General features: G+C 57.6%; 16 protein-coding genes. 10 read left to right on the top strand and 6 right to left on the bottom strand.

Annotated features, from left to right (window positions below; genetic code table 11):
* Positions 1 to 21: 21 nt before the first annotated feature.
* Positions 22 to 1,113 (bottom strand): GlxA family transcriptional regulator, encoded by a 1,092-nt coding sequence (locus HDC30_RS00290; protein ID WP_183779776.1) that lies wholly within the window; start codon positions 1,111 to 1,113, stop codon positions 22 to 24.
* An 87-nt stretch (positions 1,114 to 1,200) separates the two neighbouring features.
* Positions 1,201 to 2,601 carry a GABA permease gene (gene gabP, locus HDC30_RS00285; RefSeq protein ID WP_183779773.1) on the bottom strand — a complete coding sequence of 467 codons (1,401 nt, stop codon included), beginning with the start codon at positions 2,599 to 2,601 and terminating at the stop codon, positions 1,201 to 1,203.
* A gap of 413 nt (positions 2,602 to 3,014) precedes the next feature.
* Between gabP and HDC30_RS00280 the strand changes: the two genes are divergently transcribed.
* The 3 genes from HDC30_RS00280 (at position 3,015) to HDC30_RS00270 (ending at position 5,604) form a co-directional block, all read left to right on the top strand.
* The gene (locus tag HDC30_RS00280; RefSeq protein ID WP_183779769.1) at positions 3,015 to 3,491 is read left to right on the top strand and encodes a GNAT family N-acetyltransferase; all 477 of its coding nucleotides are present in this window, start codon (positions 3,015 to 3,017) and stop codon (positions 3,489 to 3,491) included.
* 85 nt (positions 3,492 to 3,576) lie between these two features.
* Positions 3,577 to 3,960: a helix-turn-helix domain-containing protein gene (locus HDC30_RS00275; protein WP_027611764.1), complete on the top strand. Its 384-nt coding sequence runs from the start codon at positions 3,577 to 3,579 to the stop codon at positions 3,958 to 3,960.
* Between the two features lie 576 nt (positions 3,961 to 4,536).
* On the top strand, positions 4,537 to 5,604 hold the full coding sequence (locus tag HDC30_RS00270; protein ID WP_183779766.1) for an alkene reductase: 1,068 nt from the start codon (positions 4,537 to 4,539) through the stop codon (positions 5,602 to 5,604).
* A 91-nt stretch (positions 5,605 to 5,695) separates the two neighbouring features.
* On the opposite strand, the gene HDC30_RS00265 is transcribed toward HDC30_RS00270, so the two are convergent.
* The gene (locus tag HDC30_RS00265; protein WP_103367080.1) at positions 5,696 to 6,745 is read right to left on the bottom strand and encodes a 3-oxoacyl-[acyl-carrier-protein] synthase III C-terminal domain-containing protein; all 1,050 of its coding nucleotides are present in this window, start codon (positions 6,743 to 6,745) and stop codon (positions 5,696 to 5,698) included.
* 455 nt (positions 6,746 to 7,200) lie between these two features.
* Between HDC30_RS00265 and HDC30_RS00260 the strand changes: the two genes are divergently transcribed.
* Entirely contained in the window at positions 7,201 to 7,872 is a 672-nt protein-coding gene (locus HDC30_RS00260; RefSeq protein ID WP_183779764.1) for a lipopolysaccharide kinase InaA family protein, read from the top strand.
* Positions 7,873 to 7,952: 80 nt separating this feature from the next.
* Here the strand turns inward: HDC30_RS00260 and HDC30_RS00255 are convergent, their stop codons facing one another.
* A complete protein-coding gene (locus tag HDC30_RS00255) occupies positions 7,953 to 8,519 on the bottom strand; it encodes a VOC family protein (protein ID WP_183779761.1) in 567 nt (188 codons plus the stop codon).
* A 55-nt stretch (positions 8,520 to 8,574) separates the two neighbouring features.
* Complete coding sequence (locus tag HDC30_RS00250; RefSeq protein WP_027611768.1) at positions 8,575 to 9,327, bottom strand: SDR family NAD(P)-dependent oxidoreductase; 753 nt, start codon at positions 9,325 to 9,327, stop codon at positions 8,575 to 8,577.
* 109 nt (positions 9,328 to 9,436) lie between these two features.
* Between HDC30_RS00250 and HDC30_RS00245 the strand changes: the two genes are divergently transcribed.
* Complete coding sequence (locus HDC30_RS00245) at positions 9,437 to 10,354, top strand: LysR family transcriptional regulator (protein ID WP_183779758.1); 918 nt, start codon at positions 9,437 to 9,439, stop codon at positions 10,352 to 10,354.
* A gap of 130 nt (positions 10,355 to 10,484) precedes the next feature.
* Positions 10,485 to 10,898 carry a nuclear transport factor 2 family protein gene (locus HDC30_RS00240; protein ID WP_183779755.1) on the top strand — a complete coding sequence of 138 codons (414 nt, stop codon included), beginning with the start codon at positions 10,485 to 10,487 and terminating at the stop codon, positions 10,896 to 10,898.
* A gap of 56 nt (positions 10,899 to 10,954) precedes the next feature.
* Here HDC30_RS00240 and HDC30_RS00235 read toward each other — a convergent pair whose 3' ends face one another.
* On the bottom strand, positions 10,955 to 11,911 hold the full coding sequence (locus tag HDC30_RS00235; protein ID WP_183779752.1) for a LysR family transcriptional regulator: 957 nt from the start codon (positions 11,909 to 11,911) through the stop codon (positions 10,955 to 10,957).
* A 42-nt stretch (positions 11,912 to 11,953) separates the two neighbouring features.
* Here HDC30_RS00235 and HDC30_RS00230 point away from each other — a divergent pair, with 42 nt between their 5' ends.
* The 4 genes from HDC30_RS00230 (at position 11,954) to HDC30_RS00215 (ending at position 16,866) form a co-directional block, all read left to right on the top strand.
* Positions 11,954 to 12,385: a GFA family protein gene (locus tag HDC30_RS00230; RefSeq protein ID WP_183779750.1), complete on the top strand. Its 432-nt coding sequence runs from the start codon at positions 11,954 to 11,956 to the stop codon at positions 12,383 to 12,385.
* A gap of 381 nt (positions 12,386 to 12,766) precedes the next feature.
* Positions 12,767 to 14,221: a DUF1254 domain-containing protein gene (locus tag HDC30_RS00225; protein ID WP_183779747.1), complete on the top strand. Its 1,455-nt coding sequence runs from the start codon at positions 12,767 to 12,769 to the stop codon at positions 14,219 to 14,221.
* A 33-nt stretch (positions 14,222 to 14,254) separates the two neighbouring features.
* Complete coding sequence (locus tag HDC30_RS00220; RefSeq protein ID WP_183779744.1) at positions 14,255 to 15,748, top strand: DUF1254 domain-containing protein; 1,494 nt, start codon at positions 14,255 to 14,257, stop codon at positions 15,746 to 15,748.
* 68 nt (positions 15,749 to 15,816) lie between these two features.
* Complete coding sequence (locus HDC30_RS00215) at positions 15,817 to 16,866, top strand: hypothetical protein (RefSeq protein ID WP_183779741.1); 1,050 nt, start codon at positions 15,817 to 15,819, stop codon at positions 16,864 to 16,866.
* Positions 16,867 to 16,910: the final 44 nt, after the last annotated feature.

The following is a 16,910-nucleotide window of genomic DNA, read 5'->3' as shown; positions in this document are numbered from 1 at the left end:
GGCCGATTTGCCTCGGTTTGCTCAAGCCAGATCGGCACGCGCCATCATTCGAACACTGGCAAACGTCGATTCGTTTCTCGCCTGATCGAACGTTGTCAGTGTGTTAATCGATGACGGCGGCGTTATCCGTTTACGACTCATTGCAGAACCAGAGCGCTCGTCGCTCGGCGGCACCCCAAAGTGCTCGCGATAGCATTTTGAGAAATGCGGTGTAGAGGCAAATCCGCAGACATACGCCAGTTCTACGATCGACAGCGAGGTTTGCTTGAGCAGTTGTCGCGCGCGAATCAGCCGCAACCTCAAGTAGTAGCGTGACGGCGTGCATTGCAGGTATTTCTGAAACAACCGCTCCAGCTGTCGGCGTGACAGATCGACGTATTCGGCGAGGTTGTCCAGCTCGATCGGCTCCTCAAGATTGGCCTCCATCAACGCAACGACTTCTTGCAGCTTGGGCTGATGCGTACCGACCACATGCTTGAGCGGTACGCGTTGATGGTCCTGCTCGTTGCGGATGCGCTCGTAAACAAACATCTCCGAGATGGCGGTGGACAATTCACGACCATGATCGCGGGCGATCAGGTGCAGCATCATGTCCAGCGGCGCTGTTCCTCCGGAACTGGTAAAGCGGTTGCGGTCGAGGGTGAAGAGGCTGGTGCTGACGTTGACGCGTGGAAAAGCTTCCTGCATGGCCGCCAGAAATTCCCAATGCACGCTGCACTCGTAACCATCGAGCAATCCGGCTTTGGCGAGTGCCCAGCTACCGGTGCACACACCGCCCAAGCGTCTGGATTGGCGCGCCAGGGCTTGCAGCCAGGATGTGTGCTCGCGGGTGATCACGCTCTGGATGCCGACCCCGCCGCAAACAATCACCGTGTCCGCCACGCCGGGGTTACTCCACGAGGCGTCCGGCGTGATTGGCACCCCGTCGCTGGCCCAGACCGGCGCTCCACCGGGGCTGAAGGTATGCCAGCGATACAGCGTTCGCCCCGACAATTGATTGGCCATGCGCAGTGGTTCGACGGCGGATGCCAGCGACATGAGGGTGAATTTATCCAACAGCAGAAACCCGACGGATTGGGTCGTACCGTCGGCCACGGAGGGGGTCGATGACATCGTGTCCTCACAGGAATCGGTCTGAGATGCAGGCGTCGGTCATTCCCTTGGTCTTCGCCAAGGGAATATCGGCTTCGGCGTGAACGCCTAGCCCACCGACGTTGCGCGTGCCGCCGAGGCAGGGTGACGCGACGTCATCAGGCCGATAAAGGAGATTGCCAGCGCCAGGCCAATGGTGGTGGTGACTTCGGTGCGGTGCTGCGGGGTGATCATCATGACCGCCAGCGCCGCGCAGATGAAGCCGATCACCAGCCACGTCAGCCATGGAAACAGCCACATGCGGAAGGTCAGCTCGACCTTGCGCTGTTGCAATATCCGCCGCATGCGCAGCTGCGACACCGCAATGGCGAGGTACACCAGAAGGGCAATCGCCCCGGAACTGGCCAGCAGGAACTCGAACAGCCCGGCGGGCATGAAGTAGCTCCACACGGTGATCGACGCACCCAGCACGGTGCTGGCGATCACGGCGGCGCGTGGCACACCGGCCGCGGAAGTCGCCTTCAGCGCTTTCGGTGCATCGCCGCGACGGCCCAGCGAGTACAGCATGCGCGAGGCAATGTAGATCGAGGAGTTCATGCAACTGGCCACGGCGATCAGCACGACAACGTCGACCATGAACTTGGCATTTGGAATGTTCATGATTTCCAGGGCGCGCTGATACGAGCCCACCGAGGCCAGCAACGGATCATTCCAGGGCACTACGGAGATGACCACGAAGATCGACAGCAGGTAGAACACGCCGATGCGCCAGATCACCGAGCGGGTGGCCTTGGCAATGTTCTGCGCCGGGTTATTCGATTCGGCGGCCGCGATGGTCACCGCTTCCGTGCCGATGAAGCTGAACATGATCGTGATGAAAGCGCCGACCACTGCGGACAAGCCGTTGGGCGCAAACCCGCCGTGCTCGGCCATCAGGCCGCTCAACCCGCTGACTTCGCGGTCGGGCACCCAGCCCATCAACACGGCAAAACCGACCCCGATGAAGCCGATGATCGCCACGACCTTGGCCATGGCGAACCAGAATTCGAACTCACCATACTTGGACACGCTGAACAGGTTGGTCACCACCAGCGCGATGATCGATCCCAACGCGAACAGCCAGGCATCGACCTGCGGAAACCATTGGTGCAGCACATGCCCGGCCGCCAGTGCTTCGATGGGAATCACCAACACCCAGAACCACCAGTACAGCCAACCGATGGTAAAACCGGCCCAGCGGCCGATGGCCTGGTCGGCGTAGGTGGAGAACGAACCGGTGTCCGGATTGGCCACCGCCATCTCGCCGAGCATGCGCATGACCAGCACGACAAGCAGACCTGAAAACAGATAGGCGAGAAGCACGGCCGGCCCTGCTGCGGCAATGGCGTGTCCTGAACCGACGAACAAACCGGCGCCGATAATCCCGGCGATGGACAACATTGTGACGTGACGAGGCTTGAAGCCCTGCGCCAATTGGCTACTCGAATCCATGGAGTTCGGGCTGATCATCGGTATTTTTATTCTCTGCTGATCGACATTTAAGCAATTGAACGGGCACACGATCGGTCACCATCGTTGCCTGCTGAAACTCCCGAAAGAAGCCCGTCCAACCGCCGCAGTTCTTATCAACCCCATGATCTGACCGGGATTGTTTTGATAGGAAGCCACGGCACCTTAGCCGGCCTTGCTGCCGATTCAATAGCCTGATTGCGCCATGATCGTGTCTGATATCGACATGTGAATACCGTGAGGTCGTATTGGAGACCTGTCGGTCACGCAAGGCTCTGGCAATCAAAATCCAGATTGACCAGGTCATGTTCGTTTTTGAGAGGGAGGCCTGAATTCGACGGTGAAGCCAAACTGGGCCCCACAAGTCAGGCTCTCTATACTGGCCTTCCAGGATGGTAAATAGAGCACAACCTATGCCCGTCGCACCCAATCAAAATTCCCCAGTCATTTTGGTTCCGGCTCAACCAAGCGACCTGGAAAATCTTGTAGCCATTCGAATTGAGGCCATGCGCGAAAGTCTGGAGCGTGTCGGGCGATTTGATCCGGTGCGTGCGCGTGAGCGGTTTCTTGGCGGTTTTGACGCTCGCAACACACGCTATATCGAGGTATCTGGAGAGAGGGTTGGTTTTGTAGTGGTCAAGCATCACCACAATGAACTCTTGCTCGACCACTTGTATGTGAGACCGAGCGTGCAAGGATCAGGTGTAGGGGCTGCTGTTCTCACTCAGATTTTCAAAGAGGCGGATGCGGCTGCGCTCCCTGTTAAAGTTGGCGCTCTCAAAGAAAGTGCTTCGAATCGCTTTTATACCCGCCATGGCTTCCAATTCACGGAAAGCAGTGAATTCGACAATTATTATGTGCGTCAGAGTGTTCCGGCGAAACAACGGTAGAAAGCGTTCTTAGGCTCGGTATATCCAGTAAACTTGGCGTCAATCTCGCGCCTTAGAGCGCCTGGGTATACAGAAGGAAACCGCCATGCTTGAACTCGAACCGCTGTGCTTCTCGTCCGACTGCCCTAGCCGGGCTTTATTCGAGCAGATCGCTGATAAATGGTCGATGATGGTATTAGCCGTGCTTGATGACGGTCCGCAACGCTTCAACGCGATCCGTCGTCGCCTGCAAGGCGTCACCCAAAAAGCGCTCACGCAATGTCTGCGCCGGCTGGAGCGCAACGGCCTGGTATCGCGCGAGGTAATTTCGCTTTCGCCAGTCGCGGTGCAGTACCAAATCACGCCGCTGGGCCGCACGCTGCAACAACCTTTTCGAGCACTGCATGAATGGACGCTCGCCAAGTTGCCGGAGGTTGATGCTGCCCGGCAGAAGTTCGACGCCGCTGCAATCGGACCGACAAGTACGTAGGGAAGGTTGCTTCACTGGATTACGTGAACGCGTTGTCGGCCGCCCATGCTGCGCTTCGGGACTTGTCAACCGATGGCTTGAGAAACACCGAAGATCTCAATCGAACCAGCGCGATCTGGTAAGCATGAAACTCTGCCAACACTTTTTGTTGTTGGCAGTGCGCTGGTTTTTGCCTTTCAACCGCGGGCAATCAAGCTCGATACCTGCTTCAACCGAACCTTCACATCGATTGCTCAGGCCGTTCGATCATGAACGCAGAGCGTCCTGCTCTTGCGCGCGAGGCCACTGTATACGGCTCGCCAGCCCATACGCCGCCGACCATTTCCTGACGGTAGGTATCCTCAGACCTACCAGGTGTACGAACGGTGCCTAATTGACGCCAGGTTTATTATTGATACCTTGTCGATTGTCCTCACTTGAGGGAAGCGGTCCGAACCAAACCCTTCGTTCGCCACTCTTGCCGGCGGCTTGCAGCCAGCCAATCGAGCATCCGACAGAAGCATTTCTTTGGTCGAGCCGCACTTGAGAAATCGTTAGGCACGGGCGGACATTCAATAAATTTATTCTGAGGAAAGTATGGGAAATTTTAAGCTTCTAACCCCCTTGAACAACGAAGAGCTCACTTTCAGAAATCGGGTGTTCATGGCGCCGATGACAAGAGGTCGATCCAAGCATCAGGTGGCCAACGAATTGACTGCGACCTATTACGCACAGCGTGCCTCGGCGGGCCTTATTTTTACCGAAGGCAGCCAGATCAGCGCCCAGGCCGTCGGCTGGACGAATACCCCGGGGATCTATACGCCTGAACAGATTGCGGGCTGGAAGAAGGTAACTCAGGCAGTTCATGAAGCCGGTGGCCTCATTTTCGCCCAGCTCTGGCACACCGGGAGAGCATCTCATCCTGATTTTCATGGTGGAGAACTCCCGGTCGCGCCATCGTCAGTCCCCTTCAATAGCCAGGCGTTCACGCCAGAAGGCATCAAACCCTCGGTGACCCCACGCGAACTGACCATTGATGAAATCAAGTCCACCATTGCGGACTACGAAAAAGCTGCACAGGCCGCGAAAGATGCGGGCTTTGATGGTGTGGAGATACACGGTGCCAATGGTTATCTGCCCGCGCAGTTTCTGGAAGACGGCTCAAACAAACGCACCGACGAATATGGCGGTACCATTGAGAAGCGGGCGAGGTTCTTGCTTGAAGCCACCGACGCCGCGATCAGAGTCTTCGGGCCGGCCCGTATCTCGGTCAGGCTGTCGCCGCGCATTCCGTACAATGACATGGGCGACTCCAATCTCGAGCAGACCTACATGTACGCGGTAGAAGCGCTGGAAAGTAGAAATGTTGGAATTCTGCACTTCATGGAACCGGAGACTCTGCCGGAAGGCGCGAAACCCTTGGCGCCCGGGGCTCGCAAGCGGTTCTCAGGAATTTTCGTGTTGAATGTTGGTTATGATCGGAAGTCCGCGGAACAGGCCCTGCAAACCGGCCTGGCCGATGCAGTCACATTTGGCACACTGTTCATCAGCAACCCTGATCTGCCGGAACGCTTCTTCCTTGATGCGCCGCTGGCTACTGCGGATGCCTCCACTTTTTACAGTGGTTCGGAAGAGGGCTATACCGACTACCCGCCGCTGGCCTAGAGATCGAAGCGCGATTTTCGTTTGGTACCGACCAACAGTTTGATCATGGACGAGCAACTTGCCGCCTCACGACGGCAAGTTGCTTCAGGCCTTACAGAGTAAATGACAACGCAGAGAAGACCATCCCGCCGCTGCCTGCCCAGCCCATGCAAAACTGGCCGTTCTCGGCTTCGCCCCGACTCATCGCATCGAAGATGCCGTAGGGGATGGACGCGGTAATGATGTTGCCGGTTTTATGCCCGACATGGTGCAGCTTGTGATCAATACCGATCAGTTGCCCAATGTGCTCCCACATCTTTGGCGAACCGGTATGAATAAACACTTTATGAACATCTGCTGCAGAGATGTTTTGCAGATTGAAGACTTTTATCGCTTCATTGCGGCCATCTTCATGCAAGGCTGCCGCGTAGGAGTTGAATTGATATTGCCCGCCGGTCGGTGAAATACGTGGAATATCCTCCTCATTGCAGAACAGTTTCCAATCCGGCAGAGAGATGGTCGACAAGTCACTCAAGTCCGGCCGGTTGATGTACGAGAACTTGAAGTTGCCGGGGGCTTCATGACTGAGGATGGTAACCGTGACGGCTTCGCCAATGGTAAAACTCGGAAACTTGTAAGCCAGTTCCGCCGACGACTGCAAAGAGAAGTTCTTGGGCATGACCGGCCCGCCAGCAGACATGCCAAATTCCATATTGACGATCGCCGCGTAGCGAATCTCGCCGGCCTGCATTTTGCTGTTGATGACATCCATGGCTGTCACCCAACCGTTGCAGGCGTCCACCACATCAAAGTTTCTGCAGCTCAGGCCCAGCGCCTTGGCGATGAACGTACTGTTGGCCGGCTCGATAAAGCCTCGCGTAACGTTCGGATAGATCAACAGATCCAGGTCGGCCTTGTCGATATTGGCCTGGGCGAGCGCGGAGTTGAATGCAGTCTCCATCAGTTGCATCGGCGTTTCGTCGGCGCCCAGCCAGTGGCGCGTGCCGCTGCCACTTTTTTCAAGCAACTTGCTGATGGTCTTCAATGTTTTAGGCAAGTCTTCCTGGAAGGTATCTTTAGAGTGTTCCTCGACCAGGTTTATAACGTCCTGATTGCTGACGATGCGTGACGGGAGAATCCCGGACAGCCCAACTATTTTCATATGACTTCCTTGTTGAAAGTATGCATCCGTGGGCAATGGCTGCGGATGAGCAAACCCTTACTCATCCCTGTAAGGAGCCACTGGCGGCAATACTTTTAGCACAAAGAAAATGCGGATCAAGGACGTTGCTCGTTATTTGCCTCAATCGAATTGAATCATGACCTGGGTCAATTTAACGGCTTTCAAGTTAATCGAAAAAACAGTCGGGCGGACCCTCGCGACGCGGTTGGCATCTGTGTTTGATGTCGTCAGCTATCGGCGAAAAGGACACACCAGAAGGGATAAACACCCCTCAATAGCCAATTTTCGTCACGTGGTTGCGTAAAAGCCCCAAGCTGGCCCTAAAATCCTCGAAAACCGAGGGAACTATTAACGTCCACCAACAGACTGAGCTGCTGTTGCGACCCTCATGCAAACGTCGCACGAAACGATTTCTACAATAAATGGAGCGCACAATGGGCAGGGCAGGCGATGAATTTGATTTCTGGTGGGGTACTTCCGGGTCGTGGGTGGAACCGCCGAATGTGCGCCGCAGCGGCACCAGCGGTGTCCAGCTGATTGTTCAAGGTGACAAGACGTTTTTCGTAAAGCGTCAGACCGGCCATTTGTTCCGCAGTCTCCGTTACCCCACTGGCCGACCCACCGCATTGCGTGAAGGCGTTGCCCTTTCAAGACTCGAAGAGCTGGGCGTGAATGCGCCAAGACCGGTATTTTATGGCGCGAGAAAAGTCGACGGCGTATGGCAGGGTGTCTTGGTTACCAAAGACCTGGGCGGCTTCATCGATCTGGATACCTGGTATAGCCAGGGCGCTGCAAGCCTGTTGACCACAGAGCAACATCTACGACTTCTTGAACGTTTGGCGCAAATGCTGGCGCGGATGCACTCGGGCAAATGGCAGCACGGTTGCATGCGCTCCAAACACATCTTTATCAAGGCGTCGATTACCGACACAGACTTCGATTTCGAACTGGCGCTGCTTGACCTGGAGAAATCTCGCGGTCGTGCTACGGCAATGGGCGCGGCGCGTCACGACATTCCTCAACTCAGACGGCATTCTTTCTGGGATGAGTCGCAGTGGCGGCATTTCCTTTCGAGCTATGAGCAAGCCAGCGGTAGATCTATGTAGACAGGTGTGCCTGCCACCGGGGCCTTACCGTCCTGTTGGCGGATTGTTAATCAGCCACAAGCTTTTCGTAAACGGCGGGGTCAACCCCCGACGTTGTGCGGCAGCGACACCAGCTCAATCTGCGTGCCCCACGGCGCCTGAAAATAGAACCAGCGAACGCCGTCCGGGTTGGTAATGGGCTCGTTGAGAATGGTCACATTCAGGCGCTTGAGGGTAGCCAGGCTGCCGTCAATATCGGCGGTGCGCAAAGCCACATGGCTGGCTCCGGCGTCGTCGCCATGGGGTTGAACCTGATTGATCTCAGAGCCTTGGTACTGAAACAACTCCAACTTCGCGCCGCCGTCCATTTGCAGCATCACAAAGCGTTGCAGCTCGCTGGAGCGGTGCCAGCGGAACTGGCCTTTCCACTGATCCGGGATCTTGCCAGGGCTGATATCCGAGATCACCCGTGCGCCCATCAGCGCGGAGAAAAAGCGTGTGGCTTCGTCGATATCCGGCACATTGATGCCGACATGATCGATGGCTGAAGCCTGAAGCGGTGCGGCGGAGTTCATGGCGGGTGGGCTCTGCGGAGTCGAGGGCGCTGCCAAAGTACCGGCAGCCAAGGGCAGGGTGGCGGCAAGCAATGCCCAGTGCAATGTGTTCATAAACGGATCCTCATGAATGGGTGGCGGGCGACCGCGACAGTCGCCCGCTGGCTGCTCAGATTTGCGCCTGGCCACCGTCAACAAACAGCTCGATACCGTTAACGAAACTGGCGTCATCGGAGGCCAGGAACAACGCGGCGCTGGCAATTTCGTCAGCTTCACCGACACGCCCCATGGGGATCAGCGAAGCCATGTAGTCGAGCAAGCCCTGCTGCTGAGCGGAATCTGGGCCGGCCAATTCAACCAGGCCAGGCGTGCGGGTGGCGCCGGGGCTGATGGTGTTGATGCGCACCTGGCGGTCTTTCAAGTCCAGAATCCAGTTGCGGGCAAATGAACGCACGGCGGCTTTGGACGCGGCGTAAACACTGAAGGCGGCGGTGCCCGAGCTGCCCGCCGTAGAGCCGGTGAGAATCACCGAGGCTTTTTGGGCCAGCAGTGGCAGTGCCTTTTGCACAGTGAACAGCACGCCTTTTACGTTGCGATTGAAGGTGTCGTCGTACTGCTGTTCAGTGATGTCACCCAGTGGCAGCATCGATCCACCACCCGCATTGGCGAACAGCACATCGATTCGGCCGTGGGTTGCGCCAATCTGGCGATACAACGCGTCCAACTGATCAAGGTTGGCGGAATCCACCTGAACGCCGGTGGCGTTGCCAACCGCGGCGACAGCGGCGTCCAGTTCGGCTTGACGACGGCCCGTGATATAGACGTGAGCGCCTTCCTGAGCGAAGCGTTTGGCAGTGGACAGACCGATGCCTGAGGTGCCGCCGGTAACCAATGCAATTTTGCCTTCGAGTTTGTCAGTCATGGTGTTTCTCCCGTATTTCGAATGAGTGAGTTGCGGTGTGGGAGAAGCTTATCGACGGGAAAAAACTTTCAAAATAGAATTGTCTGAAACCTATCGTTGCAGAAATGAAATGAGCAGACTTCCGGATTTCGAAGGGTTGGCGATGTTTGCCAAGGTAGCCGAAGAGGGCTCGTTCGCTGGTGCGGCACGGGTCATGAGCGTGTCGGTGCCGACGGTATCGCGAGCTGTCGCACGGTTGGAGGAGCGTCTGGGCGGGCGCTTGTTCAACCGTACGTCGCGGCAACTGGCGCTCACCGAGTTCGGCGCGAGCATGGCGGCCAAGGCGGGTGAGATTTATCGGCAGGCTGAAGAGGTGGAAAGCGAGGCTCAGGATTTATCGGTCCAGCCCCGCGGCCAAGTACGCTTGGCGATACCCATGTCGTTTGGCTTGCGTTGGGTAGCACCGCTGATGCCGCAGTTGCTGCGCCAGTATCCCGAGCTGTCGATTGACCTGCACCTTTCAGATGCCTCGGTAGACCTGATCGCCGAGGGCTTTGATGCGGCGTTACGCATCGCCGTATTGCCGGATTCCTCGCTGGTTGCACGGCGACTGTGTGCCGTCACTCAATACCTGGTCGCTTCACCGGCTTATCTGGACGCTTATGGCCATCCTGGCCACCCCCGCGAACTCGCGTTCCGCACGTGCCTGAGTTATGCCTACCGGGCCCGCAGCCAAGTGTGGCGATTCACCCATAAAGACGGCAGCGAAGAAGACGTGGTGCCCAGCGGTCCATTAAGAGTGACCAACTCGGATGCGTTATTGCCAGTGTTGCTTGAGGGCTTGGCTATCGCCGAACTGCCGGAATTTATCGCCAGTGAATACTTGAAAGACGGACGCTTGGTCGTGGTGCTACCGGAATGGAGCATGGCCCGTGGCGGTTTGTATTTCGTCACCCCCTCGGCGCGTACACGGCCAGTGAAAATCAAAGCGCTGTCGGACTTTTTTGCCGAACATCTAAGCCAGCCTGAATGGCGATGGCCGTCATGAGACGTTGGCTTTCAATTATGAAACGATGATTTTCATTAACGTCTATTTTTGAAATCAAAGGGATCTCCTAACGTGATCAGGTCAGCACCTGCAGCGTGCCCATCCCTTATGCGTTTCGGAGAAAGTCGTCATGAAAAATGCCGTGGAATTACTTCAAAACTACCTGGATGCCATCCAGACGCCGCACCTGGCGGCAGCACTTTTCTCGGAGGATGGCGTGCTGGAGTTGCCCTACCTGGAATCGCTGGGCATACCCCACCGTGTGCAAGGCCCCGCCGCCATTGAGAATTTCATCGGCTCATTGCTCGGTAAAGTGCCGGACTTCAAATTTCGCAACGTTCATTTTCTGATCGAAACACCCGACCAGGCGTTTGCCGAATACAGTGTAGAGGCCTTGGTGCCTGCCACGGGGCGCATCTACCGGCAAATGTACGCAGGCCGCCTGGTGGCCAAAGACGGCAAGATTCAGCTGCTGCGCGAATCTCTGGATACCGTGGCCGCTGCCAAAGCGTTCGCGCCGGTTGATTCAGAGCGAGACCAATAAATCGCGATTATCCCGGTATGGCGGGCAGGGACTGGTGCTGGCATGGATCACTTCCCTTAGTGGGCGTTCGAGCTCAGATAATGATGCAGTTCCTCACCCACTACTTCGAACGCCTTGGCGATCCGTTTGATTTTGCGCAAGTCACTGTGCATCGCGATCCACACTTCGACCTCGAAGCCGAAGCTGTCTGGCAATACGTGAATCAGCCCATGACTTCTGGCGATAGGTATCGGGCAAAGACCGAAGCCCAATCCCGCTTTCAATGCAGCCAGTTGCGCAAGGTGGTGATCCGTGGCAATCGCGAAATGCTGATCGGCTTCACACAGCCCGGCGTCGACCAAGCGACGCAAGTCAGCTGAGCGACGGTCTGGCCCGATCAGCGGCCGCTGGCGCAGCGACGTCAGGCTGACGGGCTCACCATAACGCTCCAGGCACTCGGCACTGGCATGGACGCCGATCCGCAAGCTGCCGACCCGCCGCACCACGATATCGGCCTCCATCGGACGCATCAGGCGTACGGCTATATCCGATTGCAGCCTGGCGATGTCTTCCAGTGCGTCGCCGATGCTCAGTTCGAGCTTCAGTCCAGGATGGTCGTAATGGAAGTTCCGCAGTAAAGCGGGCAATACCTCCACTCCTAGCAACTCGCCACAGGTCAGCCGCACCGTGCCGTGGTCCACCGACGTTTCAGCGCTGGCCGCCCGGTTGAAGGCTTGCGCGGCGAGATCCATGGCCTCGACATGATCGATGAGGCGCTGCGCCCCACTCGTAGGCGTCAGGCCTGAGGGCGTGCGGGTGAACAGGCTCAAGCCGAGTGTCTGCTCAAGATGATCGAGACGTCGGCGGGCCGTGGCCTGCGCAATCCCCAACAACTTCGAAGCACCGCTCAGGCTGCCGGAACGCAGCACCGCAAGGAACACCTGCTGGCTCTCCCATTCAAGACCGCTCATACATTCTTGACCAACAGCTGCTCCTTTTTTGCTCTTCTGCTCGGGCGTGTGAAAAGGGATCATGCGCGCCGAACTTATCCGGGCGTCATTGTAAGGAGTCAACGCATGAGATTCACCGGTCAATGTCTGTGTGGGCGCGTCAGCATCGAAATCGAGGCGCAGCAACTGCCACCGCTGTATGCCTGTCATTGTCTGAACTGTCAGCGTTGGAGCGGCAGCGCGTTCGGTCTGCACGTGCTATGCCCGGTTTCGGCAGTGCAGGTGAAGGGCGAAGCGGCGACCTTTGTACGCGAATACCAAGGGCATACCTCCACGCAACATGTCTGCGGCGAGTGCCATACCCGCCTGTTCAACGAGACAACCGCCGCGCCCGGCATGCGTGTGGTGCGGGCCGGCGTGTTGGAGGGTACGGAGCGCTTCACGCCGGTGGCGCATATCTGGACGCGACGCAAGCAACCCTGGCTGGTTCTGCCGCAAGGCGTTGCACAATGGGAGGAGAGCCCGACGCCCCAGGCGTTTGCCAGCGCACTCGGGTAAAGAAGCGAGATGGTGGCTTAACAATACTCACCAACGCTTGTACGTTGCCCCTTGGATAAGGGGGCAACACACTTCATCTCTATTGATCGAATCAAATCATGCGTCCTCCAGCGCTGGTCAAAAAACGCTTGCTCTGGGCCATTACAGCTGCACGAGCACTGTGATGCCTTTCTTCCGTCGCGATCCTTATCAGAGTTCTTGCCCTCAGCCTGGAATGTCGGCCAAGAGCTGAGGAGCAGTTATCAGAAATGGAAATAGGATCTTAATTTTTCATACCTTTTCTGGCCGATCTCATTTCCTCTGCTAGGTTTTTCTAATGTTCGATCTGTCGCTGGAAGATTGATTCACCGAGAAACCGTCCCAAGCAAGGATGCCTTCCGTATGAACAAAATACCTTTATTCGCCAGCGGTCTGTTCGCTACCGCGGTATTGCTCGGCGCGGTTGCCGTGCAGGCACAGACCTCGCCAGTAGTACAGGTATCCGGCCCCGAAGCCGATGTGAAGGTGACCGAAACCTACGTACGGATGATGGCGCGGGAGGCGTATTTCTGGGGTTGGCCGATGGCCAATATTTACAACCGTCGCCTGAAGTTCAAGGATCTGCCGCAGGCCGGGTTGATGGGGGGCATCGTGCCCGTGGCGCCGATCAACCATCTGTCGATGCTCACCGACTACATTTCACCGGGGGAACGCCTGGTGGCTTGTCCGAACCAGGATGTGGTCTACGGTGCGGGCAGCATTGCGCTGGATATCGAACCGGTGGTGATTCAGGTCCCGGACTTTGGCGACCGGTTTTGGGTTTATCAGGTGGTGGACCTGCGCTCCGACAGCTTCGCCGAGCTAGGAAAGATGTACGCCACCAAACCGGGCTTCTATCTGTTGGTGGGGCCGGACTGGAACGGCAAGGTGCCTGAGGGCATCACCCAGGTCTTTCGTGCAAAGACCAACACCGGTTTCGTGATTCCGCGGGTCTTCCAGGACGATACGGCCGAAGATCGCAAGGCTATTCAGCACTATCTGTCGGGCATCGACATGTACCCGCTGTCCAAATACGACGGCAAACTCAAGCAGCGTGACTGGAGCCAGTCGCCGAAATTCCCCGCCGAGGCCTCGGGTGACGAGGAAACGCGTTGGGTGCTCCCGGAAAAGTTCTTCGATGAGTTGCCGGCGATTCTCAAGGACGCCAAACCGCTGCCGGGAGAAGAGGCGCGCTATGCGCAATTGGCGGTGCTGGCACAAATCGCCCAGCGCGATCCCGAGCTGAAAAAAGCCATGATCGACGAGGCGCAAAAGTCTGATGCAGACGTGGTCAAGCCGTTGTTGCAGTTCCGCAACTACGGGAAGCAATTGCCCAATCACTGGAGCACCATCGATAACGGCGCAGCGTTTGGCACCGACTACTTCCTGCGCACGGCGGTTGCCCGGTCAAACATCTTCGTCAACAAACAGATCGAGACCAAGTACTTCTATCAGGATCTGGACGAGTCCGGCGTCCGACTCAACGGCGCGCAGCGCTACAGCGTGACCTTCCCCAAAGGCGCGCTGCCACCGGTCAAGGGTTTCTGGTCGCTGACGCTGTACAACCAGCAGCATTTCTTCGCCGAAAACTCGTTGGGGCGTTATTCCCTCGGCACCAAGAACAAGTCGCTCAAGACCAACGCCGATGGCTCGCTGACGCTCTACGTGCAGAGTGACTCACCAGGGGCGAACAAGGAAAGTAACTGGCTCCCGGCGCCGAAGGGCGCGGACTTCTCGCTCTATGTTCGCGCCTACTGGCCGGAAGCGGCCGCGATGAATGGCCAGTGGACGCCACCGGCGGTGGTCAAGGTCAACTGAACCGATTTCCAACTGCGTTCATAAGGACAGCCCATGAACCGTTTGCGCACCTCACTGACGGCCCTGGCCGTAAGCCTCTCCCTAAGCGGCCTCGCCGATGCCGCGACGCGCTATGAAGAACTGGCCAATCAACCTTTTGAAAAAGGCTTCCCGACCGAAGCGACCGCACGCAGCCTCATTGACGAACTGGTGTTCCAGCGCGCCGTGCAGTCGTATCTGTGGGCTCTGCCGGCGATCAATATCTGGTCGATGAAGGAAGCGTCGGAGAAGCAGTTCGGCGCGGGCTACAACATCCTGCCGACCTGGAAAAAACGCATCAACGCCAAGACTCTGGTAACCACACCAAATTCCGACCTGGTCTACGCCATGAGCTATCTGGATCTGGCGAAGTACGGCCCGTTGGTGGTTGAAGCACCGCCCGGTGTGCAGGGCATGTTCGATGACTTCTTCCAGCGCCCGATTGTCGGGCCGACCATCGACGGCAGAACCTGGCGCGGTGACGTTGGCCTGGCGGGTCCCGACAAGGGCAAGGGCGGCACCTATGTGCTGCTCCCGCCTGATTACACAGGGCCGGAGCCGACCGAGGGATTCGTCTATCGCTCGCGCACCAACAACGTGTTCCTGTTCTGGCGCACCTTTTTCAAGGATCCGAAAGACCTCAGCGTGCCGGTAGCCGAAGTCGAGCGTACGAAGATTTATCCGCTGGGCAAGAAGGACTCGGCGCTGCCGATGCAATTCCCCGACGCCACCGGCGCACCGATCAACATGCTGTTCCCCGAAGACGGTCGCTACTTCGACATGCTCTCGCGTTTCATCGACGCCGAAGCCGTCGATCCGGCGGACATGGACATGCGCGGCTTCCTGCACACCCTAGGCATCGAGAAGGGCAAGCCCTTTGCCCCGGATGCCGAACGACGCAAGCTGCTGGATGACGCCGCGCGTACCGCGTTCAAGATGAGCAAGGTGGTGACCAGTCACCTGCTGTACAAAGAGCCGGGGGGGCTGTACTACAAGGATCGCCAATACGTGAACACCTTTGCCGGGGAGAACACCGAGTTTCAGTCCAGCGGCAGCTTCACCAATCTTGAGCAGCGCGTGGCGTTCTTCACCTCGGCCTATTCCGACAGCCCCGGCATGGTCATGAACATGGTCGGTGCCGGCGCCAAGTATCCCGCGACAACCCGCGACGCCGAGGGCAAGTTCCTCGACGGCGCCCAGACCTACAAGCTCAACCTCCCGGCCAATGTCCCGGCGGCGTTGTTCTGGTCGGTCACCGCCTACGACAACCTCACGGCATCGGGCCTGGACAACGGCCAGCCGTTCCCGTCCCTCAATCAAATGGATAAACCGGCGCAGAACAGCGACGGCTCCACCGACATCTACTTCGGGCCGACATCGCCGGGCGAGGGCAAGAACTGGATCAAGACCGTGCCGGAAAAGGGCTTTCTGGTGATCGTGCGACTGTATGGGCCGAAACAGGCGTTCTTTGATCAGAGCTGGAAGCCAAGTGATCTGATCAAACAATAGAAGCGCCCAGGACGTGAACACTTGGATCCTGCGCTTTCAGTACGCCTGGTGAAATGGAGGGCAAATCGATGCAATCGATAAGGATTCGATCAAGTCTGACACTCTGCGGGGCGGTGCTCAGTGGCTTGGCCTGTGCCGCCAGCCCTCTGCCGAAACTGGGTTCCCCGTCAGTTGCAGGGGCCAAGGTCGATCCGGAAAAGTGCCACCAGCTTCAACAGGACTTCGACATTGACCTGAAAGAGGTGGTCAAGGCCGGCTGCGAACCGTCCACCGAACAGATATCCAGACTGATGGACAACCCGGTGGGCAACCTTGTTCTGCTGTTCAACCAGTACGATTACACCGCGCTCAAAGGTCCGCACAGCAACGGCACACGGATGCTCGGCAAATACAGTTTCATGCCGACTTTTCCGATCTCTCTTGGCGAAGACTGGAACCTGATCAACCGCCTGCCGATCAGCTACGTCAGCGCTCCGGTCAACCGCAGGGCCGGTAACCTGATAGGCATGGGCCCCAACGAGATTCTGCACGATCGCGGTGACTTCACCTCGGTCGTGCAGGACCCGTTCGACCGCACCAGCGGTTTCGGCGACCTGGCCTACGTCGGCGTGTTTTCGCCCAAGGAGCCGATCCGCTTTGCCGGGGGTGGCAAGATGGTCTGGGGCTTCGGCCCGACCGCGATGTTTCCGACTGCCGAAGAAGACGTGCTCGGTACGGGCAAATATTCGCTGGGCCCGGCGTTTGTCGCCGCGTACCTCGGCCCGGACTGGACCCTTGGCGTGTTCCCGCAGCACTGGTGGTCGGTTGGCGGTGATAGCAAGCGCAAGGATGTCAGCCTGACCAATGTGCAGTATTTCATTCAGCGGGCGATTCCAGGGCCGGAACAGTGGCGCATCGGCATGACCCCCAACGTCACGGTCAACTGGAAGGCCGAGGGCGGCAACAAAGTCACATTTCCCATCGGGATCGGCGCTGGGCGAATCTTCAATTTCGGCAAGTTGCCGGTGAGGGTTTCCGGGGAGATTCAGTACTCGGCGATTCATCCGGATGACCTGATCAGCAGCCGCTGGAATTTCCGGCTGTCGTTCATTCCGGTCATACCTACCTTTATGTTTTGAGGATTACCCCAAGCCGGGGCGTGCATGCGGGGGTATCAGAGCAG

Origin of the sequence: Pseudomonas sp. JAI115 (genome assembly GCF_014200835.1) — a bacterium.
Taxonomy (GTDB): Bacteria; Pseudomonadota; Gammaproteobacteria; order Pseudomonadales; family Pseudomonadaceae; genus Aquipseudomonas; species Aquipseudomonas putida_A.
This window is presented reverse-complemented; position numbering and strand designations above follow the sequence as displayed.